This is a genomic window from Actinosynnema sp. NPDC004786, from assembly GCF_053601135.1.
Genome location: NZ_JBSGBG010000022.1, coordinates 108224 through 132617, shown reverse-complemented (window position 1 = coordinate 132617; position 24394 = coordinate 108224). Strand labels below are relative to the sequence as shown.

Sequence of the window (24394 nt, the reverse complement as noted above, 5' to 3'; positions counted from 1 at the left end):
CGTCGGTCAAGACCTCCTCACGCACGCCGCGATCTTGGAACGCCCGACGCCACAGGTAAAGGCGACACGCCAGCTCATTTTGAACTGATCACTTAATGTCGTGACACACGAACACCTCCTCACCCTGCACCGAAGGAGATCGTGTGACGAAGAGAGTGCTGCGCCTGCTGTCCGGGGCGCTGTTCACGACCATCGCGCTGGTGGGCACCGCCCTGGTCGGCCCGGCGTCGGCGTCGGCGGCGACCGCGCCGCCGTCGGCCCTGGCCAGGACCGTCTACTACAGCGCGTCCGGCTACTCGGCGGAGGCCGACCAGGCCGCGCAGATCTGGAACTCCAGCGCGCCGAACGTGCGGATGGTGCGCGGCGGCAGCGCCACGATCCGGATCTACGCGACCACCGGCGGCGGTTCCCGGGCCTACCCCTGCGGGCTCGGGTGCGCCACCATCTACATCGACTCGCGGGACGTGGCGGCGGGCAACTCGGCGCTGCGGATCGTGACCCACGAGATCGGCCACGGCCTCGGCCTGCCGGACACGTACAACGGCATCTGCTCGTACCTGATGTCGGGCGGCAGCGCGGGCACGTCCTGCCGCAACCCCTACCCCAACGCCCAGGAGGCGAACCGGGTGAACCAGCTGTTCGCGGGCGGTTACAGCGCTCCGGTGCCCGCGGCCGGCGTGTACGCGAGGGGCTGACGGCGACGGGTGGCGCGGTGGTCCGGGACCGCCGCGCCACCCGGCGTCGCCCCGGTGTCCACTTCGACCTCGGTCGAAGTGGACACCACACATCCGGAGAGGACCACAGCTCGCGTCACCGGCTCCGCGCGAGGTCACGGAACAACGGAAAGTAGTTACCGAACCCCGGATCGTGTTGTTACAAACCCCCCGATAGGGTGGCGCGCGTTCTCCTCAGCCCTTCCCTCAGGAGCCCTCACATGCAGTTCGCCAGAGTCGGCGCCCTGGTCGGCGCAGTCACCGCCGCCGTCGCCGCGACCGTCTTCGCCGCCGTCCCCGCCTCCGCGCACACGCCGATCTTCTCCGCCGGCTGCGAGGGCGAGAAGAGCAAGCTGTCCGTCGAGCTGAAGTACTACGACGCGCACGAGACCAAGAAGAACACGGTCAAGATCACGCTCAACGGCGAGGAGATCGAGAACACCACCTTCGGCCAGAACTTCAAGGAGAGCTACGTCCGGGACAGCACGGTCGCCCTGACGTACTCCTACGAGGTCGTCGCGTGGAACGACCCGATCGACGAGCAGAACGACAAGAACTGGTCCGTCCGCGGCACCTACGAGGTGCCGGCGTGCGTGAAGAACATCCCGCCGACCACGACGACCACCACCACGACCACGACGACGACCACCGTCGAGGCGACGACCACGACCGTGGAGGCGACCACCACGACGGTCGAGACGACGACGGAGTCCGCCTCGGCGGTCACCACGACCACCGAGGCCGCCGTCGTGCCCGCCGGTGACACCGAGGCGCTGGCCAGCACGGGCGCGAGCATCGCGATCCCGCTGGTGATCGGCCTGGTGCTGCTCGGCGGCGGCGCGGCCGTGCTGATCGTGCTGCGCAAGCGCGCGGCGAACAACTAGGTGCCCGCGGCTCGGCCCCGGTCACCAGCGCGGTGACCGGGGCCGAGCCGTGTCCGTGTCCGTGTCCTACGGCAGCACCTGGATCTTGCGCCCCTGCCCCTGCCGGAACCGCGCCAACGCGGCCGCGTAGTCGGTCAGCGGCAGCCGGTCGCTGATGAACACCTCCGGGTCCAGCACGCCCGCCGCGAACAGGTCGGCCGCCCGTTCGAACGAGTGCAGCACCGCCATCGACCCGGTGATGGTGATCTCCTGGTTGTAGATGCGGTACGGGTCGATGGTCACGCGCGCCGCGTAGTCGGCGACGCCGAACTGCAGGAACGTCCCGCCCTTGGCGACGCGTCCCAGCCCGTCCTGGATCGCCTTCTCGTTGCCGGTGGCGTCGATGACGACGTCCCACCCTTCGGGCCGGTCCAGCTCGTCGGGCGACGCCGCGGTGGCCGTGACGCCCAGCCGCTCGGCCGTGGCCAGCCGCTCCGGGTTCAGGTCGACCACCTCGATGGACGACGCGCCGGTCAGCTTGCCGAGCTGCAGCATCATCAGCCCCATCGTGCCGGAGCCGTAGATCAGCACCCGGTCGGCCAGCCGCGAGCGCAGCACGTCGTAACCGCGCACCGCGCACGACAGGGGCTCGATCAGCGCCGCGTCCTCGGTGCGCACGTGGTCGGGCAGCCGCACGCAGTTCGCCACCGGCGCGACCGCGTACTCGGCCGCGCCGCCGCCGGTGGTGACGCCGATCGCGGCCCACCGCTCGCACAGGTTGCCCCGCCCGGACCGGCACATCCGGCACTCGTGGCAGTACAGCGAGGGGTCCACCGCGACCCGGTCGCCGACGGCCACCTCCGTCACCGCCGAACCGACCTCCACGACCACGCCCGCGAACTCGTGGCCGGGCACGACCGGCAGCGCGGGCGCGAACTCGCCCTGCAGGATGTGCAGGTCCGTGCCGCACAGCCCGCACGCCGCGACGTCCACGACGACCTGGCGCGGGCCGGGCGTCGGGTCCGGCACCTCGGCGACCTCGACCGCGCCGACCCCGGTGATGACGGCTGCTCTCACTTCACGGCTCCCAGCGACAGGCCCTGGACCAGCTTGTCCTGGGCGGCGAACCCGGCGACGAGCACCGGCAGCGACACGACCACGGCGGCGGCGCACAGCTTGGCCAGGAACAACCCCTGGCTGGTGACGAACCCCGTGAGGTAGACCGGCGCGGTGCCCGCGACCACGCCGGTCAGCACGCGGGCGAACAGCAGCTCGTTCCAGCTGAAGATGAAGCAGATCAACGACGTCGCGGCGATGCCCGGCATGGCGACCGGCGCGACGACCCGGCGCAGCGTGGTGACCAGGCCCGCGCCGTCGAGCGCGGCGGCCTCCAGGATCTCGCCCGGCACCTCGGCGAGGAACGAGCGCATCAGCCACACCGCGATCGGCAGGTTCATCGACGTGTAGAGCACGACCAGGAACGAGATGTTGTCGAGCATGCCGGTGTGCTGGGCGACCAGGTAGACCGGCAGCAGCCCGGCCACGACGGGCAGCATCTTGGTGGACAGGAAGAAGAACAGCACGTCCGACCACTTCTCGACCTTCTTGATCGACAGCGCGTAGGCCGCCGGGATCGCCAGCAGCAGCACGAGCGCCGTCGAGCCGACCGACGCGCTCAACGAGTTGATCAGCGACGGCCACGGGTCGGAGTCGAAGAACTCGGCGTAGCCGTCGAACGTGATCGGCGCGGCGAGCGACGGCGGGTTGGTCGCCGCGTCGGTCTCGCGGTGCAGCGAGGTGAGCGCCATCCACGCCACCGGCGCGAAGAACAGCAGGCCCGCCGCCCACGCGGCCAGGCCCAGGAGCCGGCTCATGCCCGCACCTCCTCGCGCAGCAGCGACGACACCACGCGCAACGCGAACGTGGCGATGACGATGGAGCCGACCACCACGACCACGCCCGCGGCGGACGCCTGGCCGTAGTCGTGCGCCTGGTAGAAGGTCTGGTAGATGGTGTACGGCAGGTTGGCCGTGCCCAGGCCGCCGGAGGTGATGGTGAAGACGGCGTCGAAGTTCTGCACGATGTAGATCGAGCCGAGCAGCGCGCCCAGCTCCAGGTACGGCCGCAGGTGCGGCAGGGTGAGGTGGCGGAACACCTGCCACGGCGTCGCCCCGTCGATGCGCGCGGCCTCGACCGCGTCCTGCGGGCGGCTCTGGAGACCGGCCAGCAGGATCAGCATCATGAACGGCGTCCACTGCCACACCAGCGCCGCCTCGACCGCGACCAGCGGCATGCCGCCGATCCACTCCGGCTGCGGCGCGTCCTCGCCGAACAGCCACGTCAGCACGCCGTTGAGCAGGCCGTACTCCGGGTTGTAGAGCGCGTGCTTCCACAGCAGCGCGGCCGCGACCGGCACGACCAGGAACGGCGCGATGAGCATCGTGCGCACGAGGCCGCGCCCGGCGAAGCGGCGGTCCAGCAGCAGCGCGAGCACCAGTCCGAGGGCCAGGCTGACCAGCACCACGGTGGCGGTGAGCACCACCGTCGTGCCGATCGCCGCACGCAGGTCGGGGTCGGTGAACACGGCGGTGTAGTTGTCGACGCCCGCGAACCCCCGGTTGGCGGGGTCGAGCGAGTTCCACCGCATCAGCGAGATCACCAGGGTGGCGACGAAGGGCAGCTGGGTCACCACGATCGTGAAGACGAGGGCGGGCAGGAGCGGGGCGCGCCGTGCCCAGCGGGCGGCCGCCGCCAGGGTCGCCGGCGGCCGGGCCGGGGGCGGCGTCGGCGCGGCGTGCGCCGCCTCCCGCACGGCGGTCACCGGAGCCTGCCGATCGGGGTCGGGTTCGCCATCACTTCCCCCGGTGCTTCGCGGCGACGACCTCGGCCAGCGCCTGGCTCGCGTCGAGCGCGGCGTCCACCGTGGTGGAGCCGGCGATGGCGGCGCTGATCTGCTGCGACACCTGCGTGCCGAGGTCGGTGAACTCGGGGATGCCGACGAACTGGATCCCGCTCGCGGGCCGTTCCTGCACGCCGGGGTCGGTGGGCCTGGCGCTCGCGATGGCGGCCTCCGCCTGCTTGGCGAACGTGCCGCCGGCCGCCAGGTACTCGGGCCGCTGGTAGGTGGACTTCCGCTTGCCGTCGGGGAGCCTGGACCAGCCGAGGGTCTTGCCGACCAGCTCCTCGTACCCCTTGCCGGACGCCCAGGACACGAACTTCCAGGCGTTGTGGGCCTTCGTGCTGGCCTTCTGGATGCCGAACGCCCAGGTGTAGAGCCACGCGGAGCTCTCGGTCTTCACGACGGGGGCCTGGGCGAAGCCCAGCTTGCCCTTCACCGGCGAGTCGTCGGCCTCCAGCAGGCCCGCGGCGACCGTGGCGTCGTACCACAGGGCGACCTTGCCCTGGGTCATGTTGTTGAGGCACTCGGCGAACCCGGCCTGCGGCGCGCCCGCCTCGCCGTGCGCGCGGACCAGGTCCACGTAGAACTTGGTGGCCTCCTTGAACTCCGGCGCGTTGAGCCGGGCCTGCCAGTCGGCGGTGAACCACGTGCCGCCGAAGGTGTTGACCACGGTCGTCAGCGGGGCGATGAGCTGGCCCCAGCCGGGTTGGCCGCGCAGGCAGATGCCCTTCATGCCGGGCTGCGCGCCGTCGACCCGGGCGGCGATGTCGGCGACCTGCTGCCACGTCGGCCGCTCGGGCATGGTGAGGCCCTTCGCGTCCAGCACGTCCTTGCGGTACATGAGGAACGACGACTCGCCGTAGAACGGCTGGGCGTACACCTTGCCGTCGGCGGCGGTCAGGGACTGCCGGATCGGGTCGAGGATGTCGTCCTGGTCGAAGCCCGGGTCCGCGGCGACGTGGTCGTCCAGCGGTGTGAGCCAGCCGTTCGCGGCGTAGATCGGGGTCTCGTAGTTGCTGATCGTGGCCACGTCGTACTGGCCCGCCTGGCTGGAGAAGTCCTGGCTGATCTTGTCGCGGACGTCGTTCTCGGGCAGCACGGTGAAGTTGACCGTGATGCCGGTGTCCTTGGTGAAGTGCTCGGCGGTCAGCTCCCGCAGGTCCTGCATCTGCGGGTTGTTCACCATCAGGACGTTGATCGAGTTCTCACCGCCGCCGCCCCCGCCGCCCGCGCCGGCGCACGCGGTCGTCGCCAGGAGCACCGCGGCCAACAGGCCGCCATACCGGAATGACTTCATCGTCTGCCTTCCTTCGGGCGAGCGGAACCGGACCCCCGGTGCGTCGGGGGTCTCCGGTGGGTGGTGCGGTCAGGCCCGGATGACCTTCGGTCCGAGCAGGGCGTAGCGGTGGGCCTCGCCCGCGGGCAGCACGGAGTCCGTGACGACCGCCTCCAGGTCGGCGACGCCGCCGAACCGGTGGAAGCTCGCCACGCCGAACTTCGTGTGCACGCCGACGAAGACGCGGCGGCGTGAGGAGGCCATGGCCTGCGCCTTCACCGCGCCGACCGCCGGGTCGGGCGTGGTGAGGCCGTGCTCGCGGGAGATGCCGTTCGCCCCGATGTAGGCCAGGTCGATCACCATCTCGGCGAGCATGCGGGTGGCCCAGTGGTCCACCGTGGCGAGCGTGCGGCCCCGCACCCGGCCGCCGAGGAGCAGCACGGTCGTGGACGGGACCTCCGACAGCGCGGCGGCGGTCGGCAGCGAGGCGGTGATCACCGTCAACGGCCGGCCGGTGGGCAGCGCCTCGGCCACGAGCTGGGGCGTGTAGCCCTCGTCGACGAACACGGTCTCGGCGTCGCCGAGCCGGTCGGCGGCGGCTCGGGCGATCCGCCGCTTCTCCGGCACCCTGGACGCGGAGCGGAACTTCAGCCCGGTCTCGTACCCGGCGCTCTCCACCGGGAACGCGCCGCCGTGCGTGCGGCGGACCAGGCCGTGCTCGTCCAGCACGCGCAGGTCGCGGCGCACGGTCTCGGGCGCGACCTCCAGCTCGGCCGCGATCTCGGCCACGTCGACCCGGCCGTCCGCGCGGGCGCGGGCCAGGATGCGACGCTTGCGCTCGTCCGCCCGCATGCCGCCTCCCGTGCCCGCTCGGACCGCCGCTGCCCGTTCGGGCCGCGCAACAGGTTTAACACCGGCGAATTCGTGTGGCCAGCGCCACAGCCCGGTCGGCGATGCCCGGATTCCGCCCGCTTCCCCTGACCGAACGCGCACACCGCCCCGGATCCGTGCCCGAATCCCCCCACCCCACCGCCCGTTCCCGCGTGCCTCCCTCCACAACGCGCGAGTCCTACGTTCAGAACGCGTGTGTCCTACGTTCGGAACACCCGAGTTCAACGTTCACGTCACGGGCCATCGCCGGTCGCCGTGTTCCGAACGTTCAACTCGGGTGTCCTGGACGTAGGACACACGCGACCCGAACGTAGGACTCGCGCGAGAGTCGTACGTTCGGGTCGCGTGTGTCGAACGCTCCGGTGCCCCGAGTTCAACGCTCAGGTCAGGGCCGGGTAGTCGATGTAGCCCTTCTCGTCACCGCCGTAGAACGACGACGGGTCGGGCGTGTTGAACGGGCCGCCGTTCGCCAGGCGGGCGGGCAGGTCCGGGTTGGCCAGGAACAGCGCGCCGAAGCTCACCGCGTCCGCGGTGCCGTCGTCCACCAGCGCCAGGTGCTCCGGACCGGTCGAGCCCTCCGGCGTCAACGGGTTCAGGATCAGCACGCCGGAGAAGCGCTTGCGCAGCTCCGCGGTCAGCGCCCGCTCTCCCTGCTCGCCGATGTGCAGGTACGCCAACCCGATCGGGTCGATGGCGTCGACCAGCGCCGGGTACAGCTCGTCGTGCGTCTCCTCGGCGATGTCGTTGTACCGACCGGCCGGGGAGATCCGCAGGCCGACGCGGTGCGCGCCGATCGCGTCCGACATCGCGCGGAGCGCCTCGACCACGAACCGGATGCGGTTCTCGATCGAGCCGCCCCACCGGTCGTCGCGCAGGTTGGTGTTGTCGGCCAGGAACTGGTGCGGCAGGTAGCCGTTGGCACCGTGCAGCTCGACCCCGTCGAACCCGGCCTCGACCGCGTTGCGGGCGGCGGTGGCGTAGTCGGCGATGGTGGCCACGACCTCGTCGTCCGTGAGCACGCGCGGCGTGACGTAGTCCTTCATCCCCTTGCCGGTGAACAGCTGCCCGGCCGCGCGCACCGCGGACACTCCCACGGGGTGCAGGTCGCCCGGCAGCACGTCCGGGTGGCCGATCCGGCCGCCGTGCATGAGCTGCGCGAAGATCCGCCCGCCCGCCGCGTGCACCGCCTCCGTGACGCCGCGCCAGCCCTCGACCTGCTCGGCGCTGTGCAGCCCGGGGGTGTCCGGGTACCCCTGACCGACCACGGACGGCTGGATGCCCTCGGTGATGATCAACCCGGCGCTCGCCCGCTGCGCGTAGTACTCCGCCATCACCGGCGTCGGCACGGTCCCGTACGCCCGGCTGCGGGTCATCGGCGCCATCACGATCCGGTTGGCCAACTTGGTGCCGGCGAGGTCCAACGGCTCGAACGCGCTGCTCATGGCTTCCTCCAGAGTGCCCTGTTTAGCTGTCCGAACAGCAATCCGAACTCGGATGATTCCCCATAGTCGTTGTGACCACCCTCACCCCGCCGGCGCACTAGAATCGAGACATGGCCGGGACACGCGAAAACAGCACGTCACCGGCGGCCTCGGGGGTTGTCGGCCGCGGACCGGTCAGCCACGCGATCTTCCGCGTCGCCCGCCTGCACCGCCTCCTCGCCGGTCAGCTGCTCAGGCAGGCAGGTCTGCATCCCGGCCAGGAGATGGTGATGATGCACCTGTGGGACCACGGCGCGCAGCGGCAGGCCGACCTGTGCGGCGTGCTCGGCTCCGACTCCCCCACCATGACCCGCACGGTGCAGCGCCTGGAACGCGCGGGCTTCGTGCGCCGCGCCCCCGACCCGACCGACGGCCGCGCGGTGCTGGTCGAACCGACCGCCGCGGGTCACGCGCTGCGCCGCGAGGTGGAGCGCATGTGGGAACAGCTCGAAGAGGCCACGCTCGGGGACCTGGACGACGACCAGCAGGCCGAGACCCTGAGGGTGCTCGGCCTGCTGGAGTGCAACCTGGCGGCCCGGGCGAACCGGCCCGCTACCGGGCCGGCCTGATCCAGGCGGCGGTGTCCGTCGGCACGGCGCCGTCCACGAGCGGCCCGCTGGTCAGCAGCACGGCGTCGTGCGGGGGCAGGGCGACCGGCGCCGCGGACAGGTTGAGCACGCACGCGAAGTCGTCGCCGCGGCGGAACGCCACCACGTCGGGCCCCAGGTCCAGCCACTCCATCGGACCGTCGCCCAACGACGGCTCCGCCCGCCGCAACGCCAGCACGGCGCGGTAGTGCGCCAGCATCGAGTCGGGGTCGCCGGACTGCGCGGCCACCGACAACGACCGCCAGTGCGCCGGCCGCGGCAGCCACGACGGCCCGTCGTCGCCCCACGGGATCGGCACCCGGCACCCGTCCCGGCCGCGGTCGGTGTGCCCGGACCGCACCCACACCGGGTCCTCCCGCAGCTCGTCGGGCAGGTCGTCCACCTCCTCCAGCCCCAGCTCCTCCCCCTGGTAGACGTACACGCAGCCGGGCAGCGACGTGGTCAGCATGATCGCCGCACGCGCCCGCTTCGTGCCCAGCTCCAGGTCCGTCGGGGTCAGGTGCTGCCGCCGGCCGAAGTCGAACGACGTGTCCTCCCGACCCATCCGCGACACGTGCCGCGTCACGTCGTGGTTGGACAGCACCCACGTGGGCGGCGCGCCGACCGGCGCGTGCGCGGCCAGCGTGGCGTCGATGACCCGCCGCAGCTCGCCGGGCTCCCACGGGCAGCACAGGAAGTCGAAGTTGAACGCCGAGTGCAGCTCGTCCGGGCGCAGGTAGCGGGCGAACCGCTCCGGGTCGGGCAGCCACATCTCCCCGACGAACACCCGCTCGTCCGGGTACTCGTCGAGCACCCGCCGCCAGGACCGGTAGATCTCGTGCACGCCGTCCTGGTCGGAGTAGGGCAGCTCGGCGTCGGGCTTGGAGAAGTCCTTGACCAGGCCGTCGGCCACGTCGATGCGGAAGCCGTCCACGCCCCGGTCCAGCCAGAACCGCAGGATCGACTCGAACTCCGCGCGCACCTCGGGGTTGGTCCAGTTCAGGTCCGGCTGCTCGGGGCTGTAGAGGTGCAGGTACCACGAGCCGTCCGGGGCCTGGCTCCACGCCGGCCCGCCGAACCGGGACCGCCAGTCGTTCGGCGGCTCGTCGCCCTCGTGGAACCAGAACCGGTCCCGCCCCACGCCCCGCAACGCCTCCTGGAACCAGGGGTGCCGGTCCGAGCAGTGGTTGGGCACGATGTCGATGATCACCCGCAGGCCGACCGCGTGCGCCTCGCCGATCAGCTTCTCCGCCTCCACGAGCGTGCCGAACACCGGCTCGATGTCGCGGTAGTCCGCGACGTCGTAGCCGCCGTCCGCCAGCGGCGACGGGTACCAGGGGCTGAGCCAGATCGCGTCCACACCCAACTCGGCGAGGTAGGGCAACTTCTGGCGCAGTCCCGCCAGGTCGCCGATCCCGTCGCCGTTGCCGTCGGCGAAGCTGCGCGGGTACACCTGGTAGATGGCCGCACCGCGCCACCAGTTCATGTGGATCCTCCCTCGGTAATGGCGTCAGCCCTTCACGCTGCCGGCGGTGAGCCCCGCCAGGACGTGCCGCTGGAACACCAGGAACAGGCCGATCACGGGCACGCTGGACAGCACGAGGCCGGCCAGCAGCAGGTTGACCGGTGTGTCGGGCGCGAAGCGCTGCAACGCGACGCTCAGCGTCTGCCGCGCCGGGTCGGAGAACACCAGCAGCGGCCAGATGAAGTCCTTCCAGGCGGCCACGACCGCGAAGATGGACACGACCGCGAGGATCGGCCGGGACAGCGGCAGCACGATCCGCCACAGCATCGTGAGCTGACCGGCGCCGTCGATCCGCGCCGCCTCCAGCACCTCGACCGGCAGCTGGTCGAAGAACCGCTTGAGCAGGAACACGGTGAACGCGTTCGCCGCGCCGAGCAGCCACAGCGACACCGGGTTGTTGAGCAACCCGAGGTCGGAGATGGTCAGGTAGGTCGGCACCAGCAGCACCGCGGCGGGCATCATCAGGGTCACCAGCATCATGCCGAGGATCCCCTTGCCCAGCACCGGCCTGAGCCGCGACAGCGCGTACGCCGCGGGCACGTCCACGGCGAGCTGCACCGCCCACGTGCCGACCGCGACGACGATCGTGTTGAGGAAGTACCGGCCGAGGTCCATCAGGTCCCACGCCTCGGCGTACGTGCCGGGCGTCCACGTCTCCGGCAGCACCGTCGGCGGCACGCGGGCCAGCTCCGCGGCCGGTTTCATGGCCGAGACCACCACCCACACCAGCGGCACGACGAAGACCGCGGTGAGCACGACGGTGGTGACCACGAGCGCGATGGTGTAGCCGACGCGCGAGCGCCCCGGCGCGATCAGCGTCCTCACGCGTCCGCCTTCCGCGTCACCCGCAGGTACAGGGCGCTGAACGCGCCGAGCACCAGCAGCAGCAACAGGCTCAGGGCACTCGCGGTGCCGAAGTCGTTGTAGTAGAAGGCGTACCGGTACAGCAGGAGCAGCACGGTGACGGTGGAGTCCTCCGGACCGCCGCCGGTCATCACGTACGGCTCGGTGAACACCTGCATGGTCGCCACGACCTGCAACAGCAGCAGCACCAGCAGCACGAACCGGGTCTGCGGGACGGTGACGTGCCACAGCCTGCGCAGCACGTTCGCGCCGTCCAGCTCGGCCGCCTCGTACAGGTCGCCCGGGATGCCCTGCAACGCGGCGAGGTAGATCAGCGTCGCGGTGCCCAGGTTGGCCCACGTCGACACGATCACCAGCGACAGCATCGAGGTGTCGGCGCTGTCCAGCCACGCCGCGCCCGGGAGCCCGAGCCCGCGCAACGCGGTGTTGAGCAGGCCCGGCCCCGGGTCGTACATCCACTTCCAGATCAGCGCGGCCACCACCGGCGGCAGCATCACGGGCAGGTACACGACGAGCCGGAAGTACGCCTTGAAGTGGCGCAGCTCGTTGAGCACGACCGCGAGCACGAACGGCACCACGAAGCCGAACACCAGGGCCAGCGCGGTGAACAGCAGGGTGTTGCGCCACGCCGTGGCGAACAGGGGGTCGGCGAAGAGGCGTTCGAAGTTCTCCCAGCCGACCCACGCGGGGTCGGTGACGAAGTCGACCTGCTGGAAGCCCAGCACGGCCCCGCGCGCGATGGGGTACCAGGAGAACACCGCGAAGCAGACCAGCGCGGCGGACAGGAACCCGTACGCGGCCAGGTTCTCCGCGACGCGGCGGCGCATCACTTGACCTGGGCCAGGACGGGGTTCACCTTGGCTTCCGCGTCGGCCAGCAGCTGACCGGGGTCCGCGTCGCGGTTGGTGAGCACGGCCTGCATCACGTTGTCGAGGATCGCGTAGACCTGCTGCGCGTTGGGCGGCTCGATCAGGCCCTTGGGCCTGGCGTCCACGTAGGACCGGAAGTTCGCCACCGGCACCGTGGCCAGGTTCTCCTTGAGCTGCGTCTGCCTGGCTGCGATGTCACCGGTCCAGATGTCCGCGACGGGCGGCACGGGCAGGCCGATCGGCTGGCCCTGGTCCTTGTACCGCTGGAGGTTCTTCTCGAACCGGTCCGGGTTGAGGTACTTCCACCCGATCCACTTCAGCCCGGCCTTGATCTTCTCCGGCGACGCCTTCGGGTTGATCATGTAGCCCTCGCCGCCGATGAGCGTCCCCTCGCCGTCCGGGATGCCGGTCAGGCCGTAGTTCGCGTAGTCGCCCTTGAACTGGTTGACCAGGGTCGGCACGTTGTCCGGGGCGGCCAGGTACATGCCGAGCTGGCCCGCGCCCATCATCTGCTGGACGTCCTCGATGACGAGCAACTGCTTCTCGCCCATGGTGTTGTCCGTCCAGCGCATGTCCTTGAGGCGCCGGAGCACCTCACGGCCCTTGTCGTTGTTGAAGTCGGCGACCCACTTGTCGCCCTCCTGGCGCGCGATCCGCCCGCCGACGGAGTACATCCACGCGGTGAAGTGCCAGCCGCCCTGGTTGTTCTTGCTGTACTCGGCGAAGCCGACCTTGCCGTTCCCCAGCGCGGTGATCTTCTTGGCGGCCTCGCGGACCTCGTCCCAGGTCTTCGGCGGCTGGTCGGGGTTCAGGCCGGCCTCGGTGAACAGCGCGCGGTTGTAGATCAGGCCCATCGAGTAGTTGGCCGTGGGGACGCCGTAGACCTTGCCGTCCTTGGCGAAGACGTCGCGCAGCTCGGGCCGGATGGCGTCGTAGTTCGGCAGGTCCTTGACGTACTCGGTGATGTCCGCGGCCTGCCTGCGGGCGATGAGGTTCGCCGGGTCGGTGAAGTACGCGTAGAAGACGTCCTCGAGCTGGCCGCCGGCGAGCTTGGCGGAGAACGTCTTGGGGTCCATGAACCCCTCGTGCGGCTCGATGTCGATGTCGGGGTTGGCGGCCTCGAACTCGGCCACGTCCTCGTCGAAGATCTTGCGCTCGAACGCCTGCGTCTGCGGCGGCTGCCCGTTGACCGACAGCGTGACCTTGCCGCCACCGGCGGCGGCGTTGTCGTCGGCTTGCGAGCACGCGACGGCGGTCAGGCTCAGGCTGCCTGCCAGCAGCAACCCCGCCGCTCTGCGGAGGCTGGATGAGTTCATGGGACCGGACCCTTCTCGGCTGTGGTGTGGCGCACACGGTAAGTCGCCCCACCACCGATGCGCAAGATGTCTACTAAACCTCGCAACTTCACGACATCAAGTCGTAAGCTGGGCCGAGGAGGTCGTTCGAAGACGGGCAGACGAAAACTGCCGCCCACCCGGCGGGTGGACGGCAGCGGAAGGGGTGGCGGACGGTCAGCGCGGGGCGGGCGCGGTGGACGAGCGGACCACCAGCTCCGGCTCGAAGAGCAGCTCCTCGTCGGGGACGGGGGTGCCGGAGATCTGGTTCGCCAGGAGTTCGACGGCCGCGCGGCCCATCGCCTCGATCGGCTGGCGGACCGTGGTCAGCGGAGGTTCGGTGCAGGTCATGAGGGGCGAGTCGTCGTAACCGACCACGGAGACGTCGTGCGGCACCTTGAGCCCGTGCCGCCGCACGGCGCGCACCGCGCCCAGCGCCAACGGGTCCGACGCGCACACGATCGCGGTCACGCCGCGGTGCAGCAGGCGGGTCGCCGCGGCCTGCCCGCCCTCCAGGGAGAACATGGCGTGCTCCTCGAACAGCTCCACCCCGGCGGCCGCCGCGCACGACGTGAGCGCGGTGAGCTTGCGCCGCGACGGCACGTGGTCCGACGGGCCGAGCACCGCGCCGATCCGCACGTGGCCCAGCGCCACCAGGTGCCCGAACGCCTGCTCCACCGCCACCGCGTCGTCGCACGACACCCGCGGGAAGCCGAGGTCCTCGATGGCGGCGTTGACCAGCACGGCGGGCAGCTTGCGCCGGGTCATCTGGCGGTAGTGCTCGTGCGAGGCGTCCGCCTGGGCGTACTGCCCGCCGGCGAACACCACGCCGGAGACGTGCTGCTCGAACAGCAGCTCCAGGTAGTCGGCCTCGGTCACGCCGCCGGCCGTGCGGGTGCACAGCACCGGGGTGAAACCGCGTTGCGCGAGGGCGTTGCCGACCACGTCGGCGAACGCCGGGAAGATCGGGTTCTGCAGCTCCGGCAGCACCAGACCGACCAGCCGGGCGCGTTCGCCGCGCAGCTGGGTCGGCCGTTCGTACCCGAGCACGTCCAGGGCCGTGAGGACGGCCGACCGCGTCGCCTCGGACACGCCGGGCTTGCCGTTCAGCACCCGGCTGACCGTCGCCTCGCTCACGCCGACCTTCGCGGCCACTTCCGCCAACCGCCGTTGCGTCATGGAGCAACTATACGGCAGGATTTACGCTCGGCTTGCGTGGATTTGCATTCGTTTGCGAGTTCGACGGCGGCCGGCAGCACCGACGACGGCGGCACCACCCGGTCCACCAGCCCGGTGCGCAGCGCCTCGTCGGCGGTGACCCGGCGGGCCATCAGCACGTGACCGCCGATCACCCGGGAGCCTGTCACCCGGCCGAGGGCGCCGTCGGAGGCCAGCACCCGCCGGTCGCACGCCATCGCGAGTTCCACGACCTCGCCGGACGCGCAGCCGCCGATCGCCGCGACCACCGGCACGGGCAGGTTGGCGACCTCGTCCCGCACGCCGCGCAGCGGGGCGGCGGGGGCTCCGCGCCGGGCCGCCGACGTCCGGACCAGCCGTTTGATGTCGACGGCGCCGAGTCCGGGCTCGACCAGGAGCACGACGGCGCGGGCGTCGACCACCGAGGGCAGCACGGCCCGCACGTCGGCGAGCACGGTGTCCGTCGGCCCGTCGATCCGGATGACCGCGATCCCGCCGGACACCTCGAGTGAGACGGTCATGAGAGCAACATCGTGGCCGAGGATTCCCCCGGTTGTCATGTTCCGCCCCTCCATCGAGTGACGGCAGGGTACAAATCCCCTGTGAAGCGGTGGTGGGTGGCTGCGGTGGCGTTGGCCGGCCTGACCGGGTGCGCGGTGCCCGTGGCGGGCGAGCCGACGCCGGGCCCGACGTCGGCGGTCGCGGCGGCGAAGCCCGAGGTCGTGCGCTGGATGGACAACTTCTGCGGGGTGGCCAACTACATGGTCGCCTCGGGCGGGGTGAAGCTCGACGAGACCCAGACCGACCCGGCCGCGGCGAAGAAGTCGGTCAGCGACTCGCTCGGCCGGGTGGTCGACGTGCTGAACGTCGTGCTGCACGACCTGGACGGCCTGACCCCCGCCCCGAGCCCCGCCGCCGACACCGCCGTCGAGGTCATCAGCGAGCCGCTGACCAGGGCCAGGGACAAGTTCGTCTCGGCCAGGTCGACGGTGGACGCCGCGCCGGAGCTGACCACCGACGTCTTCTCCGCCGTGATGCAGGACATGACGGAGGCCGTCACGGTGATGAACGAGGCGGTGGAGAAGATGTCCGTGATCTCGCTGCCGGACGAGTTCCGCGCCGCCGCCGGCCAGGCCGAGAACTGCGACGTCTGACGACCCGGCGCGCACCGCGCCACCCCGACCCCGTCGCGTCCCGCCGCACCCGGTCGGCGTGAGGCGGTCCCGTCGCCCGCGGCCGGGCGCAACACCCCGGCGCAGCGGTCCGTTAACCGGCCGGAAGTGTGCTGGTGACCTGCGGCGGAGCCGTCTCCGCACATGTGCGGCCCCGTACCCCGCCGACCGCAAATCTGGGGGCACGACCCCCATGTGCGCCACGCGCCCCCATGACACGTTGTGCGGCATGTTTCCCTCCGCCGTGGAACGGCCGCCAGCAGCCTGGTGGGTCAGCGGCGTGCGCGGGAACCCCCAGGAACTGGTCGTCCCCCGTGGACGGCCCTCATGGGCCGCGTTCGTGGAACGCGCCACCACGACCGCGGCCCGTGCAGACTTCACCGGCGGCAGCTGGGACGAGGCGTTCGCCTGCGCCCTGAGACCCCTGGTGCGCGCGACCGCGGCGCTCGACCCCCGCCTGGACGCGGACTTCACCCGCGCCCTCGGCCGGCGGCTGGCCCGCATCGCGGCCCGCACCCTCGTGCTGGAGCTGAACCTCCAGCGGGTCGGCGGGCGGCTGGCGGGCGACACGCCCCAGGAGCGGTTCGCCGACTTCATCCGGCACGTCGACCTGCCCGCGCTGTTCGCCCGGTACCCGGTGCTGGCCCGGCTGCTCGGCCAGACCTGCCTGCACGCCGCCGAGGCGCACCGGGAGCTGCTGGACCGGTTCGCCGACGACCGGCCGGAGATCGTGCGGGCGCTGCTGGACGGCCGCGACCCCGGCCCGGTCGCCCGCGTCGAGACCGGTCGCGGCGACCCGCACGCCCGCGGGCGCTCGGTCGCCGTGCTGACCTTCGCCGACGGCCGCAAGGTGGTCTACAAGCCGCGGCCGGTGGCGCTGCACGGGGCGTTCGCGGACCTCCTGGCCTGGTTCGACGGGCACACGCGCCTGGACCTGCGGCTGCCGCGCGTGCTCGGCCGGCCCGGGTACGGGTGGCTGGAGTTCGTGGCGCACCGCCCGTGCGCCGACGTGACCGAGGTCGGCCGGTTCTACCAGCGGCTCGGCGCGCTGCTCGCGCTGCTGTACGCGGTGGACGGCACCGACATGCACTACGAGAACCTGGTCGCGGCGGGCGACCAGCCGGTGCTGGTGGACGTGGAGACGCTGTTCCACCCGACGGTCGGGCTGCCGGCGGACCCCGCGGTCCGGGCGCTGGCCCGGTCCGTGCACCGCACCGCCGTGCTGCCGCGCGTGCTGCTGGGCGAGCACGGCGCGTTGGACGTCGGCGGCCTGGGCGGCGACCACGGCGACCGGCTCCCGGCCGACGGCGTGGCCTGGCTGCACCCCGGCACCGACCGGATGCGGCTGGTGCGCAGGCCCGCCCCGCTGCCGCCGGCCCACAACCGGCCCGTGGTGGACGGCCGCGAGGCCGAGCCCGCCGACTACCGGGGCGCGCTGCTGGCCGGGTTCCGGCTGGGCTACGACGCGCTGTACGACCACCGCGCCGACCTGCTCGGCCCGGACGGGCTGCTCGCCGCGTTCGCCGACCTGCCGGTGCGGTTCGTGCCGCGGATGACCCAGCTCTACGCGACGGCGCTGGACGAGTCGACGCACCCCGACGCGCTCGGCGGCGCGGCGGCCCGCCAGGACGTCCTCGACGTGCTGTGGGACGACGCCGAGGGCGACGAGGTGCTGCGCGCCCTGGTGCCGCACGAGATGCGCGACCTGTGGGCGGGCGACGTGCCGATGTTCACCACCCGGCCGGGCAGCCGCGACGTGTGGACCTCGACCGGGCAGCGCCTGCCCGACCTGCTGCCGGCGTCCGCGCTGGACGCGGTCACGGCCAAAATCGCCGCGCTGGACGAGGTGGACCGGCACGACCAGCAGTGGCTGATCAGCGCCGGGCTGGCCACCCGGCCCCGGCCCGTGGACCACCGCACCGGTCCCGGGGTGGCCGCGCCGGTCGAGGCGTGCGTCCCCGACCCGCAACGGCTCCTGGTGGCCGCGTGCGGGGTGGCCGACGAGGTGCTCGCGCACGCCGCGACCGCCGCCGGCCGGGTCAACTGGGTCGGCCTGGAGCTGGTGGACGACCGGCACTGGGCGGTGTCCGCGATGGGCGCGGGCCTGTCCAACGGCTACACCGGCGTCGCGTTGTTCCTGGCGCAGCTCGGCCGGCTCACCGGCGCCGCCCGGTACACCGAGTACGCGCGCGACGCGCTCGCGCCGATCCCGGACCTGCTGGCCGCGTTCGCCGAGGACACCGAGCTGGCGGCGGCCGTGGGCAGCGGCGCGTTCCACGGCCTCGGCGGTGTCTGCTACGCGTTGGCGCGGCTGGCGAACCTGCTGGACGACGACGACATCCGGGGCTGGCTGCGCACCGCGGTGGACGTCGCGACCGCGGTGGAGGCGGTCGGCGAGGACCCGGCGAACGTGGTCGAGGGCTGCGCCGGCGGGCTGGCCGCGATGCTCGCGGTGCGCCGGGAGACCGGTCTGGCCTCGGCGGGGCGGCTGGCCCGCGCCTACGCCGACCGGCTGCTCACGGCGGGCGCGGGCGGCGACGGCTTCGCCCGCGGCCGGGCGGGCGTCGGCTGGGCGTTGCTGCGCTACGCGCGCGCCGTCGGCGACGACCGCTACGGTGTGGTCGGCCGCGCGAACCTGCGGTCCGACCACGGGCTGCGGCAGCGGCTGCTCGACGTGACCGAAGCCGACCACAGCTGGTGCTCCGGGCTGTCGGGCGCGGTGCTCGCGCACTGCGCGCACCCCGGCCTGCCGGTCGACGCGCACACCCTGCACCTCGACCGGTGCCTGAACGCCCTGGCGGTGCACGAACCGTTGCGAGACCTGAGCCTGTGCCACGGCGAGCTGGGCGTGGTCGAGGCGCTGACCGTCCTCGCGGAACGCGGGCACGGTCTGGCCGCGGCCGCGCAGACCCGGCGGGCCGGGCTCGTCCTCGGCGCGCTGGAGCAGTACGGGGCGCGCTGCGGCACGCCCGACGGCGTGCCGTCGGCCGGTCTGCTCACGGGGCTCTCGGGCATCGGCTACGGCCTGCTCCGCCTCGGTTTCCCCGACCAGGTGCCGTCCGTGCTCCTGCTCGGTTCCACGCACGACATCAACACCCCCGAGGAGAACACCCGATGAACGACGCCAACCGCGACGAGGTCACCACCTGGAGCGAAGCCCGGGACGGCGACCACCCCGCCGGCGAGATGGCGCTGTCCCGCAGGACCAAGGCCGGCGCCCGCGCCCGCGCGCTGGCCGGCCTGACCCTGGCCGTCGGCGCGTACGCCGCGGTCGCCGTGAGCGAGTCCAGCATGACCACCGTGAGCGCGCCCGGCCTCACGCTGTAGCGCCGCGCTCCGCCGCCGAACTGCCCGCCCGCACTGGGGGTGCGGGCAGTTTGGCATGCGCCCGATCGGCTTGACTAAGGTCGCCCCATGCACACCCGCGCGCCGGTCGTGGTCGGCCGCGACGAAGAACTCCAGGTGCTCGAGCGACTGCTCGCCGACGCGGCCCGCCACCGGGGCCGGGCCGTGTTCCTCGTCGGCGAGCCGGGCATCGGGAAGACCCGCTTGGCGCGCTCCGCCGCCTCCGCCGCCTTCGACCGCGGCATGCGCGTGCTGCGCGGTCGCGGCAGCACCATCGGGCCGATCGTGCCGTTCCGGCCGCTGGCCGAGGCGCTGATGTCGCTGCTGCGCGGCGGGGACGGCCCCGACCTGCGGGAACTGGGCCCGTACCAGCGGGCGCTGGGCAGGCTGGTGCCCGAGTGGCACCCGGCGCAGTGGAGCGCCGAGGCGGGTGGTCCCGAGGAGCAGCGCCCGGCGCACTCGGTGCTGGTGCTCGCCGAGGCGGTGCTGCGGCTGCTGGCCGCGGTCGGCCGCAAGCAGCCGTGCCTGGTGGTGCTGGAGGACCTGCACGACGCCGACGCCGAGACGTTGGCCGTCGTGGACTACCTGGTGGACAACCTCGACCAGGCGCCCGCCGCGCTGCTGGTGACCGCCCGCGCCGACCCCGGCCCGGCGCTCGACGTGGTCCGGCTGGCCGCCCAGCGGCAGGCGGGCGTGCTGCTGGAGCTGCGCCGGTTGGACGAGTGGCAGGTGCGCCGGATGGTCGGGCTGTGCCTGGAGGCGGAGGACCACGAGGTGCCCGCCGAGGTGGTGCAGCGGCTGTGGGCCGACAGCGCGGGCAACCCGTTCGTGGTCGAGGAGATGCTGCACGGCCTGGTCAACGGCGGGCTGCTGGTGCGCGGTCCGGGTGGCTGGCAGGTGCTCGGCGAGCTGCGCATCGACGTGCCGTCGGCCCTGGTGCGGTCGATCGCGCACCGCACGGACCGGCTCGGGCCGCAGGGCCGCGAGGTGCTGTCGGTGGCGGCCGTGCTGGGCCACCGGTTCCCGCTGTCGGTGCTGCGGCGGGTGACCGGGATGGACGACCGGGGCCTGCTGTCGCACCTGCACGCCGGGGTGGCGGCGCAGCTGGTCACGCCGGACGAGCCGGTGCCGGACTGGTACGCGTTCCGGCACCCGCTGACCGCCGAGGCGCTGCTCGCCCAGCTGCCCCCGCCGCACCGGGCCGAACTCGCCCGGCGGACCGCCGACGCGGTGCAGGAGCTGCACCCCGGCCTGCACGGCGAGTGGCGGGCGCTGGTGGCGTCGCTGCGGCTGGACGCCGGGCAGACGGCCGAGGCGGGCACGCTGCTGGCCGAGGCGGGCAGGCGGGCGCTGGCCGACGGAGCGGCCGGGTCGGCGGTGCGGCTGCTCGACCACGCGCACCGGCTGCTGGCCAGCCAGGTCGACGTGTCGATCCGCGCCGACGTGCTCGACTCGCTGCTTCCCGCGCTGGCCGAGGCGGGCCAGTTCGAGCGGGCGTTCGCGCTGGTCGACGCGGTGACCGAGCTCAGCGCGGCCGGGCTCGGCCGGGTCCGGCGGGCCGAGCTGCACACCAAGCTGGCGCAGGTGGCCAACACCGCGGGCCGGTGGACCGACGGCATGGCGCACGTGGAGACGGCGCGGGCGCTGCTCGGCGCGGACGCGACCGACGAGCACACCGCGCGGCTCGACGCGGTGGCCGCGTTCCTGACGTTGAACGTGGACGCGCCCGACCGGATCGCCTCGGCCGAGTTCCTGGCCCGCCGCGCGGCCGACGCGGCCAAGCGGGTGCCGCTGCCCGAGGTCGGCTGCGAGACGTGGCAGCTGCTCGGCGTGCTGGCCCGCGACCGCGACCTGGCCGAGGCGACCGAGTGCTTCCACCGGGCGCGGGCGCTGGCCGAGGAGCACGGGCTGCCGATCCAGCGGGTGTACGCGGTGATCCGGCAGGGCGGCCTGGACTGGCTGGCCGAGGGCACGTCGGGCGAGCTGGCGGACGCGCGCGAGGAGGCGCTGCTCATCGGCGCGATCAGCGTGGCCTACAACGTGGACGCGATCCTCGGGCTGGACGCCGTGCTGCGCGGGCAGTACGCGGACGCGGCGGACCGGCTCGCGCGCACCGTCGCGGACACCCGCCGGCTCCAGCTGCGGAACCTGACCACCTACGGGTTGATGGCGCGGGCCACCGCCGCGGCGCACCAGGGCAGGCGGGCCGAGATGGAGGCCGCCATCGAGGAGTTCGAGGCGGCGGGCGGCGGCTCGCAGGAGCGACCGCTGTGCCACGGGCTCGCGCGGGCGTTCTGCGCGTTGCTGGAGGAGGACCGGGCGGCGGCCGAGCAGGACCTGGCGCGGGCCATCGCGTTCGAGGCGCAGACGCCGACGGTGTTCCACCTGGCGGGCCGGCACGGGCTGCGGCTGCTGCTGGACGCGCTGGCCGGCGCGTCGGACGTGGACGCCTACCTGGACGTGACGCGGTCGGCGGCGGCGCGGATGCGCTGGAACCGGGTGTTCGCGCAGTTCGCGCTGGCCGTGGTGCTGGGCAGGCACGGCCGGGAGGCGGAGGCGGCGCAGGCGGTCCGGGCGGCCCGCGAGGCGGCGGCGATCTACCCGCTGGCGCGCAACCTCGGGCTGCGGCTGGTGGCCGAGGCCGCCGTGGCGGACGGGTGGGGCGAGCCGGTCGGGTGGCTGCGCGGCGCGGAGGAGTACTTCCACCAGGCCGGTCACGCGGCCGTGGCCAGCGCGTGCCGCGGGCTGCTGCGGCAGGTCGGCGCGACCGTGCCGCAGCGGCGGACGGGGTCCGACCAGGTGCCGCGCGAGCTGCGGGCGCTGGGCGTGACGGTGCGCGAGTTCGAGGTGTTCCGGCTCCTGGCGGGCCGGCTGGGGAACAAGGCGATCGCCACCCGGCTGCACATCTCGCCGCGCACGGTGGAGAAGCACGTGGCGAGCCTGATCACGAAGACCGCGCAGCCGGACCGGGAGTCGCTGAGCGCGTTCGCGGCGTCGCTGGGACCCGCCGACCGGCCCTAGCGCCCCGGCGAGGTCGGCGCGGTCACGCGGATGTCGGCGTTCCAGTCGGCGAACCGGTGGACGGTGCGCTGGAAGTCGTTGCCCTCCAACGTCTTCAGCACCTGCTCCACCCGCACCGGCAGGTCGCCCGGCCCCACCCAGACGGTCGCGGACGCGGTGAAGCCCGACTCGTAGGCCGCCAGCAGCCGGCCGCGCCGGGAGCTGTCGACGGTGCGCTCGGCCTGCGCCCGCAGGTCGACCAGCAGCGTGTACCGGTGGGTCGCCACGTCGTCCACCCGGTCGTCGCCCGTCTCCACGAGCAGGCTGCCGGCCAGGGACTCCACCACCGACGCCGGGTCCACCTCGTCGGTCAGGCCGGCCACCGTGGTGTCCACCCGCACGGGCGCGCGGTCGGTCAGGTCGAGCCTCGTCCACGCGCCGTCGCCGGTGCGGGAGTAGCCGGCGTCGGCGAGCACGACCACCTCGGTGTCCGAACCCTGCCGCAGCGACACCAGCGTGCCCTCGCGGGTGCGCAGCAGGCCGCCGGACAGCGTCACGCGCAGCCCGGACAGGGTCGTCTCCGCCTCCACCCCCACGGACCGCTGCTCGGCGGACCGGGCGGCCAGGCCGGCGAGCAGCGTCGCGCCGTCCTCCACCACCGGGCCGAGGGTCGGCGCGGGCAGGCCGGTCCGCTCCGCGCAGCCCGCCACCACCGCCACCGCGACCAGCACCAGAGCGACGACGGACCTGCGCATGACTCCCCCCGCGGACGGTGAACACCGCCATACTCCCGCACCGGCGGCGGATAAGGAGTGCGAACCCGGAAAGTGCCTGGGCTACGGTCGGGTCATGCCCCACGTGCTCTCCGTCAACGTCGGCTCCCGCGTCGAGTCCGACCAGGCCGTCGTCGGCCACACCGGGATCGGCAAGCTGCCCGTGCGCGGGCCCGTGGACGTCCGGCCTCCCGGACCGCGCGGCGTCGGCGGCAGCGGCGTCGTCGGCGACCACATCTCCGACCTGCGCCACCACGGCGGCGACGACCAGGCCGTCTACGCCTACGCGCGGGAGGACCTGGACGAGTGGGCGGCGCACCTCGGCCGCGACCTGCGGTCCGGGCTGTTCGGCGAGAACCTGACCACGGTCGGCGCGGACGTGTGCGGCGCGCGGATCGGCGAGCGGTGGCGGATCGGCGGCGCGTTGCTCCAGGCGACCTCCCCGCGCATCCCGTGCCGCACGTTCGCCGGGGTGATGGAGGAGCCGGGGTGGGTGAGGACGTTCACCCGGCGCGGGCTGCCGGGCACCTACTTCCGCGTGCTGGAGCCGGGCGCGATCACCGCCGGTGACGAGATCGTGGTCGAGCACCGGCCCGACCACGACGTCACGGTGTCGCTCGCGTTCCGCGCCCTGACCACCGAGCCCGACCTGCTGCCGGGCCTGCTGGCGGCGGGCGACGACCTGCCCGACGACCTGCGGCGCCGGGCCGAACGGCGGGCGTTCGACCCGGCGTGACCGGGGCTCAGGCGAGCGCGGACAGCTTCTCGAACTCCTCGTCGGTCAGCTCGATCCGCGCCGCCGCCACGTTCTCCTCCAGGTGCGCGATGGAGGACGTGCCGGGGATCGGCAGCACGACCGGCGACTTGCGCAGCAGCCAGGCCAGCGCGAGCTGCGCGGGCGTCGCGCCGTGCTCCTTGGCCGCCTCGTCCAGCACGCCGCCGGGCCGGGCCAGCTCGCCGGTCGCCACGGGGAACCACGGGATGAACGCGATGCCCTGCTCGGTGGTGCGCTCCAGCACGGCCTCGTGCTGCCGGGCCGCCAGGTTGTAGAGGTTCTGCACGCTCACGATCGGCGCGACCGCCTGCGCCGCCTCCAGCTGGGCGACGTCCACCTCGGACAGGCCGATGTGGCGGATCTTGCCCTCCTCCTGGAGCTTGCGCAGCTCGCCGACCTGGTCCTCCAGCGGGAAGTCCGGGTCGACGCGGTGCAGCTGGTACAGGTCGATGCGCTCGACGCCGAGCCTGCGCAGGCTGGTCTCCACGGCCTGCCGCAGGTAGGCGGGCTTGCCGAGCACCGGCCACTCGTTCGGGCCGGTGCGCAGCAGCCCGCCCTTGGTGGCGATGACCAGGTCCTCCGGGTACGGGTGCAGCGCCTCCCGGATCAGCTCCTCGTTGATGTGCGGGCCGTAGGAATCCGCGGTGTCGATGAAGTTCACGCCCAGCTCGACCACCCGCCGGAGCAGGGCGATCGCGTTGTCGCGGTCGGCCGGGTACCCCCAGATGCCCTCACCGGTCAGCCGCATCGCGCCGTAGCCGAGGCGGTTGACGGTCAGGTCGCCACCCAGCGAAAAGGTCTCAGACACCTCTGGTGCTCCTCGATACTCG

At 72.9% G+C, this 24394-nt stretch carries 22 protein-coding genes; 8 read left to right on the top strand and 14 right to left on the bottom strand.

Features of this window, described 5'->3' with window-relative positions:
• Positions 1-143 precede the first annotated feature (143 nt).
• Positions 144-695, top strand: a complete 552-nt coding sequence (locus tag ACWEFJ_RS21345) for a snapalysin family zinc-dependent metalloprotease (protein WP_449714785.1) — start codon at positions 144-146, stop codon at positions 693-695.
• A gap of 239 nt (positions 696-934) precedes the next feature.
• Positions 935-1597, top strand: a complete 663-nt coding sequence (locus ACWEFJ_RS21340) for a hypothetical protein (protein ID WP_449714784.1) — start codon at positions 935-937, stop codon at positions 1595-1597.
• Between the two features lie 66 nt (positions 1598-1663).
• Here ACWEFJ_RS21340 and ACWEFJ_RS21335 read toward each other — a convergent pair whose 3' ends face one another.
• From ACWEFJ_RS21335 to ACWEFJ_RS21310, 6 genes are all read right to left on the bottom strand, one after another.
• Positions 1664-2653, bottom strand: coding sequence for a zinc-dependent alcohol dehydrogenase family protein (locus ACWEFJ_RS21335; protein WP_449714783.1), 990 nt, complete (start codon positions 2651-2653; stop codon positions 1664-1666).
• On the bottom strand, positions 2650-3450 hold the full coding sequence (locus ACWEFJ_RS21330; RefSeq protein ID WP_378084079.1) for a carbohydrate ABC transporter permease: 801 nt from the start codon (positions 3448-3450) through the stop codon (positions 2650-2652). The genes ACWEFJ_RS21335 and ACWEFJ_RS21330 overlap by 4 nt, the downstream gene beginning before the upstream one ends.
• Positions 3447-4388 (bottom strand): carbohydrate ABC transporter permease, encoded by a 942-nt coding sequence (locus tag ACWEFJ_RS21325; protein WP_449714787.1) that lies wholly within the window; start codon positions 4386-4388, stop codon positions 3447-3449. The genes ACWEFJ_RS21330 and ACWEFJ_RS21325 overlap by 4 nt, the downstream gene beginning before the upstream one ends.
• 40 nt (positions 4389-4428) lie before the next feature.
• A complete protein-coding gene (locus tag ACWEFJ_RS21320) occupies positions 4429-5772 on the bottom strand; it encodes an ABC transporter substrate-binding protein (protein ID WP_378084078.1) in 1344 nt (447 codons plus the stop codon).
• A 69-nt stretch (positions 5773-5841) separates the two neighbouring features.
• The gene (locus ACWEFJ_RS21315) at positions 5842-6603 is read right to left on the bottom strand and encodes a DeoR/GlpR family DNA-binding transcription regulator (protein ID WP_378084076.1); all 762 of its coding nucleotides are present in this window, start codon (positions 6601-6603) and stop codon (positions 5842-5844) included.
• Positions 6604-7022: 419 nt separating this feature from the next.
• Positions 7023-8084, bottom strand: a complete 1062-nt coding sequence (locus ACWEFJ_RS21310; protein ID WP_378084075.1) for an alkene reductase — start codon at positions 8082-8084, stop codon at positions 7023-7025.
• 110 nt (positions 8085-8194) lie between these two features.
• Between ACWEFJ_RS21310 and ACWEFJ_RS21305 the strand changes: the two genes are divergently transcribed.
• Complete coding sequence (locus ACWEFJ_RS21305; RefSeq protein ID WP_449714782.1) at positions 8195-8692, top strand: MarR family winged helix-turn-helix transcriptional regulator; 498 nt, start codon at positions 8195-8197, stop codon at positions 8690-8692.
• Here ACWEFJ_RS21305 and ACWEFJ_RS21300 read toward each other — a convergent pair.
• The 6 genes from ACWEFJ_RS21300 to ACWEFJ_RS21275 all read right to left on the bottom strand — a co-directional run bounded on the left by ACWEFJ_RS21300 (position 8676) and on the right by ACWEFJ_RS21275 (position 15020).
• Positions 8676-10196 (bottom strand): glycoside hydrolase family 13 protein, encoded by a 1521-nt coding sequence (locus ACWEFJ_RS21300; RefSeq protein ID WP_378084072.1) that lies wholly within the window; start codon positions 10194-10196, stop codon positions 8676-8678. The genes ACWEFJ_RS21305 and ACWEFJ_RS21300 overlap by 17 nt on opposite strands.
• A 24-nt stretch (positions 10197-10220) precedes the next feature.
• Positions 10221-11060 (bottom strand): carbohydrate ABC transporter permease, encoded by an 840-nt coding sequence (locus tag ACWEFJ_RS21295; RefSeq protein ID WP_378084070.1) that lies wholly within the window; start codon positions 11058-11060, stop codon positions 10221-10223.
• A complete protein-coding gene (locus ACWEFJ_RS21290) occupies positions 11057-11926 on the bottom strand; it encodes a carbohydrate ABC transporter permease (protein WP_378084068.1) in 870 nt (289 codons plus the stop codon). Before ACWEFJ_RS21290 ends, ACWEFJ_RS21295 begins: the two co-directional genes overlap by 4 nt.
• A complete protein-coding gene (locus ACWEFJ_RS21285) occupies positions 11926-13284 on the bottom strand; it encodes an ABC transporter substrate-binding protein (protein ID WP_449714781.1) in 1359 nt (452 codons plus the stop codon). The genes ACWEFJ_RS21290 and ACWEFJ_RS21285 overlap by 1 nt, the downstream gene beginning before the upstream one ends.
• A 195-nt stretch (positions 13285-13479) precedes the next feature.
• A complete protein-coding gene (locus ACWEFJ_RS21280) occupies positions 13480-14481 on the bottom strand; it encodes a LacI family DNA-binding transcriptional regulator (RefSeq protein WP_378084064.1) in 1002 nt (333 codons plus the stop codon).
• Positions 14478-15020 (bottom strand): enoyl-CoA hydratase/isomerase family protein, encoded by a 543-nt coding sequence (locus ACWEFJ_RS21275; protein WP_378084062.1) that lies wholly within the window; start codon positions 15018-15020, stop codon positions 14478-14480. Before ACWEFJ_RS21275 ends, ACWEFJ_RS21280 begins: the two co-directional genes overlap by 4 nt.
• Before the next feature lie 81 nt (positions 15021-15101).
• Between ACWEFJ_RS21275 and ACWEFJ_RS21270 the strand changes: the two genes are divergently transcribed.
• From ACWEFJ_RS21270 to ACWEFJ_RS21255, 4 genes are all read left to right on the top strand, one after another.
• A complete protein-coding gene (locus ACWEFJ_RS21270; protein ID WP_378084061.1) occupies positions 15102-15653 on the top strand; it encodes a hypothetical protein in 552 nt (183 codons plus the stop codon).
• 298 nt (positions 15654-15951) lie between these two features.
• On the top strand, positions 15952-18789 hold the full coding sequence (locus ACWEFJ_RS21265; protein ID WP_378084059.1) for a type 2 lanthipeptide synthetase LanM family protein: 2838 nt from the start codon (positions 15952-15954) through the stop codon (positions 18787-18789).
• The gene (locus ACWEFJ_RS21260) at positions 18786-18998 is read left to right on the top strand and encodes a hypothetical protein (RefSeq protein WP_378084058.1); all 213 of its coding nucleotides are present in this window, start codon (positions 18786-18788) and stop codon (positions 18996-18998) included. The genes ACWEFJ_RS21265 and ACWEFJ_RS21260 overlap by 4 nt, the downstream gene beginning before the upstream one ends.
• Before the next feature lie 87 nt (positions 18999-19085).
• Positions 19086-22037 (top strand): helix-turn-helix transcriptional regulator, encoded by a 2952-nt coding sequence (locus tag ACWEFJ_RS21255; protein ID WP_378084057.1) that lies wholly within the window; start codon positions 19086-19088, stop codon positions 22035-22037.
• On the opposite strand, the gene ACWEFJ_RS21250 is transcribed toward ACWEFJ_RS21255, so the two are convergent.
• Positions 22034-22771: a LolA-like protein gene (locus tag ACWEFJ_RS21250; RefSeq protein ID WP_378084055.1), complete on the bottom strand. Its 738-nt coding sequence runs from the start codon at positions 22769-22771 to the stop codon at positions 22034-22036. The two genes, ACWEFJ_RS21255 and ACWEFJ_RS21250, sit on opposite strands and share 4 nt — an antisense overlap.
• Positions 22772-22865: 94 nt before the next feature.
• Between ACWEFJ_RS21250 and ACWEFJ_RS21245 the strand changes: the two genes are divergently transcribed.
• On the top strand, positions 22866-23525 hold the full coding sequence (locus ACWEFJ_RS21245; protein ID WP_449714780.1) for an MOSC domain-containing protein: 660 nt from the start codon (positions 22866-22868) through the stop codon (positions 23523-23525).
• 7 nt (positions 23526-23532) lie between these two features.
• On the opposite strand, the gene ACWEFJ_RS21240 is transcribed toward ACWEFJ_RS21245, so the two are convergent.
• Entirely contained in the window at positions 23533-24372 is an 840-nt protein-coding gene (locus ACWEFJ_RS21240) for an aldo/keto reductase (protein ID WP_449714779.1), read from the bottom strand.
• Positions 24373-24394 lie beyond the last annotated feature (22 nt).

Excerpts from the sequence above, each read along its gene's own strand:
- ACWEFJ_RS21340 (WP_449714784.1), top strand. The coding sequence starts at position 935 with ATGCAGTTCGCCAGAGTCGGCGCCCTGGTCGGCGCAGTCACCGCCGCC.
- ACWEFJ_RS21330 (WP_378084079.1), bottom strand. The coding sequence starts at position 3,450 with ATGAGCCGGCTCCTGGGCCTGGCCGCGTGGGCGGCGGGCCTGCTGTTC.
- ACWEFJ_RS21320 (WP_378084078.1), bottom strand. The coding sequence starts at position 5,772 with ATGAAGTCATTCCGGTATGGCGGCCTGTTGGCCGCGGTGCTCCTGGCG.
- ACWEFJ_RS21315 (WP_378084076.1), bottom strand. The coding sequence starts at position 6,603 with ATGCGGGCGGACGAGCGCAAGCGTCGCATCCTGGCCCGCGCCCGCGCG.
- ACWEFJ_RS21310 (WP_378084075.1), bottom strand. The coding sequence starts at position 8,084 with ATGAGCAGCGCGTTCGAGCCGTTGGACCTCGCCGGCACCAAGTTGGCC.
- ACWEFJ_RS21305 (WP_449714782.1), top strand. The coding sequence starts at position 8,195 with ATGGCCGGGACACGCGAAAACAGCACGTCACCGGCGGCCTCGGGGGTT.
- ACWEFJ_RS21300 (WP_378084072.1), bottom strand. The coding sequence starts at position 10,196 with ATGAACTGGTGGCGCGGTGCGGCCATCTACCAGGTGTACCCGCGCAGC.
- ACWEFJ_RS21290 (WP_378084068.1), bottom strand. The coding sequence starts at position 11,926 with ATGCGCCGCCGCGTCGCGGAGAACCTGGCCGCGTACGGGTTCCTGTCC.
- ACWEFJ_RS21285 (WP_449714781.1), bottom strand. The coding sequence starts at position 13,284 with ATGAACTCATCCAGCCTCCGCAGAGCGGCGGGGTTGCTGCTGGCAGGC.
- ACWEFJ_RS21280 (WP_378084064.1), bottom strand. The coding sequence starts at position 14,481 with ATGACGCAACGGCGGTTGGCGGAAGTGGCCGCGAAGGTCGGCGTGAGC.
- ACWEFJ_RS21275 (WP_378084062.1), bottom strand. The coding sequence starts at position 15,020 with ATGACCGTCTCACTCGAGGTGTCCGGCGGGATCGCGGTCATCCGGATC.
- ACWEFJ_RS21260 (WP_378084058.1), top strand. The coding sequence starts at position 18,786 with ATGAACGACGCCAACCGCGACGAGGTCACCACCTGGAGCGAAGCCCGG.
- ACWEFJ_RS21255 (WP_378084057.1), top strand. The coding sequence starts at position 19,086 with ATGCACACCCGCGCGCCGGTCGTGGTCGGCCGCGACGAAGAACTCCAG.
- ACWEFJ_RS21250 (WP_378084055.1), bottom strand. The coding sequence starts at position 22,771 with ATGCGCAGGTCCGTCGTCGCTCTGGTGCTGGTCGCGGTGGCGGTGGTG.
- ACWEFJ_RS21245 (WP_449714780.1), top strand. The coding sequence starts at position 22,866 with ATGCCCCACGTGCTCTCCGTCAACGTCGGCTCCCGCGTCGAGTCCGAC.